We start from the raw sequence: 4095 nt of genomic DNA on the forward strand, positions 1-4095 counted from the left end.
GTGGCGACGATGCGCCGGGATCGTGACGAGGTCACCACCCTGCTCACCGCCGTAGGGCGGATCTGGACCGCCGGACACCACGTCGACTGGACCGCCGTCGTCGACGGTGAGCGCGTGGCCCTGCCCACCTACCCGTTCCAGCGCCGCCGCTACTGGGTCGACGCCACCACCGGCACCGCCGACCCGGCCGCGCTCGGCTTCGGTGCCGACGAGCACCCGCTGCTCGGCGCCGCCGTCGACCTGCCCGGCACCGGTGGGCGCCTGTTCACCGGCCGCCTGTCGCTGGACGCCCAGCCATGGCTGGCCGACCACGCCGTCCTCGGGACCGTCCTGGTGCCGGGCTCGGCCCTGGTGGAGCTGGCGCTGCACGCCGGCGCCGCCAGCGGCACCCCGCACGTCGAGGAGCTGACCCTCGGCGCCCCGCTGGTGCTGACCGGCGCGCTGCCGCTGCAGGTCACGGTCGGTCCGGACGAGGACGGCCGGCGCGCCCTGGCGATCCACACGCGCCAGGACGACCGGTGGCTGCGCCACGCCTCCGGGTTCCTCACCGCCGCCACACCCGCCCCCGCGTTCGACCTGGCCACCTGGCCGCCGCCCGGCGCACACCCGGTTCCGGTCGATGACGCGTACGCCGTCGTCGCCGAGCACGGCTACGCGTACGGCCCGGTGTTCCAGGGACTGCGGGCGGCCTGGTCCGCGGGCGACGACATCTACGCCGAGGTGGCCCTGCCCGAGCCGGCCGCCGCGGACGCCGCCCGGTACGGCATCCACCCGGCGCTGCTCGACGCCACCATGCACGCCACCCTGCCGGGACTGCTGGGTGACGCCGACGCGCCCACGTCCATCCCCTTCGCCTGGACCGATGTCACCCTGCACGCGGTCGGCGCGTCCGCCCTGCGGATCCGGGTACGCCGCGCGGGCAACGGCGGCACCACCCTCGAACTCGCCGACGTGACCGGCCGACCGGTGCTGACCGCCGCTTCGATGGTGGGCCGCCCGGTCTCCGCCGATCAGCTCACCCGCGACGAGTCCCTGTACGCGGTCACCTGGCGCACCGCCACTGCCGGCGCCGAGGTGATCCCGTCGGTGGTGCACGAGGTCGTCACCCCCGCGGGTGACGTGCCGTCCGCGGTGCGGGCGTTGACCGGTGAGGTTCTGGAGGTCTTGCAGCGGCATCTGGCTTCGGATCTGCCGGAGCGGTTGGTCGTGGTGACCCGCGATGCGGTGGCCGCGGAGATGCCGGATGTGGCGCAGACGCCGGTGTGGGGTCTGGTCCGGGCCGCGCAGGCGGAGAACCCGGGCCGCATCGTGCTGGTGGATTCCGACGGTAGCGTCGCGGTGGACACCGTGGACGAGCCCGAGTTCGCCGTACGCAACGGTGAGATCCGGGTTCCGCGTCTGGTTCGCGTGCAGGCGAGCGCGGCCATGCCGGAGTTCGACGCCGACCGCCCGGTCCTGATCACCGGTGGCACCGGCGGCATCGGCGCCGTCGTGGCCCGTCATCTGGTCACCGAGCGCGGTGTGCGGCACCTGCTGCTCACCAGCCGTCGCGGGCCGGACGCGCCGGGCGCCGGTGAGCTGGCGGCCGAGCTGAGCGCAGCGGGCGCCGAGGTGCGGATCGTCGCCTGTGACGTGTCCGACCGTACGGCGCTGGCCGAGCTGCTGCGTGAGGAGAACCTGACGGGCGTGGTGCACGCCGCGGGTGTCGGCGACAACGCTCTGGTCACCGCGCTCACCCCCGAGCGCATCGACGCCGTGCTCGCCCCCAAGGCCGACGCCGCCTGGTACCTGCACGAGCTGACCGCGGACATGGACCTTGCCGCGTTCGTCATGTTCTCCTCGGCAGGCGGCACCGTCCTCACCGGTGGGCAGGGCAACTACGCCGCCGCCAACCAGTTCCTCGACGGCCTCGCGGAGCTGCGTCACGCGCAGGGCCGCCCCGCCACCGCGATGGCGTACGCGCTGTGGGAGGTCGGCGCCGGCCTGGGTGAGCTGCTGGGTGACGCCAACCGTCAGCGGATGAGCCGGCTCGGCGTTCCGCCGCTGAGCCAGGAGCAGGGAATGGCGCTGTTCGCCGCCGGGCTGCGCTCCGGACGACCCGCCGTCTCGCCCATCCGGGTCGACACGGCCGCCCTGCGGGACCGCACCGACGAGATCCCGGCCCTGCTCCGCGACCTCACCCCCGCCGGGCGCCGGGCCGCGGCGACCAGCGCGGCCCAGGTCACCGGCCTGGCCGGGCAGCTCACCGGGCTGGACCCGGCCGAGCGGCACCGGGCGCTCCTGCGCATCGTCCGGTCCCGGGTCGCGGCGGTGCTGGGCCACGACTCGGCCGACCGGATCGCCCCGGAGCGCGCGTTCCAGGAGCTCGGCTTCGACTCGCTGGCCGCCACCGAGCTGCGCAACCAGCTCAACACCGCGACCGGCCTGCGGCTGCCCGCCACGCTGGTCTTCGACGAGCCGAACGCCGCCGCGGTGGCCCGGTTCATCGACGCCGAGCTCGCCCCGGCGGGGCAGCGCGACGCGGAGACCAGCGTCGTCCGCGCCGCCGACCCGCAGGAGCCCATCGCGATCGTCGGCATGTCCTGCCGGTACCCGGGCGGTGTCGCGTCCCCGGAGGACCTGTGGCGCCTGGTCACCGAGGGCGGCGACGCGATCGGCGACTTCCCGGCCGACCGGGGCTGGGATCTCACCCCGCTGCGCACCCCGGACGGCGGCACCTACGCCGACACCGGTGGCTTCCTCGACGACGCGGCCGGTTTCGACCCGGCGTTCTTCGGCATCTCGCCCCGCGAGGCGCTCGGCATGGACCCACAGCAGCGCCTGACCCTGGAACTGACCTGGGAGGCACTGGAACGCGCCGGCATCGACCCGACATCGTTGCGGGGCAGCCGCACCGGCGTCTTCGCCGGCGTGATGTACCACGACTATCCCGGCGCGGACGGCAACGGCAGCGTCGTCGCCGGCCGCGTCTCCTACAAGCTCGGCCTGGAAGGCCCGGCGGTCGCTGTGGACACCGCCTGCTCCTCGTCGCTGGTGGCACTGCACCTGGCCGTGCAGGCCCTCCGCCAGGACGACTGCACCCTCGCCGTCACCGGCGGCGTGACGGTGCTGTCCACGCCCGGCGTGTTCGCCGAGTTCGGCCGCCAGGGCGGTCTGTCCCCGGACGGCCGGTGCAAGTCGTTCGCCACCGCGGCGGACGGCACCGGGTTCGCCGAGGGCGCCGGCTTCCTGGTGCTCGAACGGCTCTCCGACGCGCGGGCCAACGGGCACGAGGTCCTGGCGGTCGTCCGCGGCTCCGCGGTCAACTCCGACGGCGCCTCGAACGGGCTGACCGCCCCGAACGGGCCGTCCCAGCGCCGGGTGATCCGGCACGCACTGGCCCATGCCGGCCTCACCGCCGTCGACGTGGACGTGGTGGAGGCGCACGGCACCGGCACGACGCTCGGTGACCCGATCGAGGCGCAGGCGTTGCTCGCCACGTACGGGCAGGATCGCAGCGAGCCGCTCTACCTCGGCTCGGTGAAGTCGAACATCGGGCACACGCAGGCCGCGGCCGGGGTGGCCGGTGTCATCAAGATGGTCATGGCGATGCGGCAGGAGATGCTGCCGGCGAGCCTGCACATCGACGAGCCGTCGGCCGAGGTCGACTGGACGTCGGGCCGGGTCGAGCTGCTGACCGAGGCGCGGCCGTGGCGCCGGGACGACCGGCCGCGCCGCGCGGGTGTCTCGTCGTTCGGCATCTCCGGCACCAACGCGCATGTCATCATCGAGTCCGTCCGGCCCGCCCCGGTCGAGCCGGAGCCGGCCGACACCGTCGTCCCGTGGGTGCTGTCGGCCCGGTCCCCGGAGGCACTGCACGAGCAGGCCGCCCGGATCGCCGCCGTGGACGCGCATCCGGCCGACATCGCCCGCGGCCTCACGGCCCGTGCCGCCCTGGAGCACCGCGCGGTGGTCGTCGGCACGACCCGCGACGAGCTGTGCGCCGCCCTGCGTGCGGTCGCACCCACCCTGGCCGCCGACGGACGCCTGGCGTTCATGTTCACCGGCCAGGGTTCGCAGCGCGCCGGGATGGGCCGCGACTTGTACGCCCGGTAT

Annotated in this window: 1 protein-coding gene; it reads left to right on the forward strand. The window is 74.8% G+C overall.

Annotated elements, in window-relative coordinates:
* On the forward strand, positions 1–4095 hold a 4095-nt coding region (locus IEY99_RS33630), incomplete at both ends, for a type I polyketide synthase (protein ID WP_189208168.1).

Source organism: Couchioplanes azureus (assembly GCF_014648355.1).
In the GTDB taxonomy this organism is placed as follows: Bacteria; Actinomycetota; Actinomycetes; order Mycobacteriales; family Micromonosporaceae; genus Actinoplanes; species Actinoplanes azureus.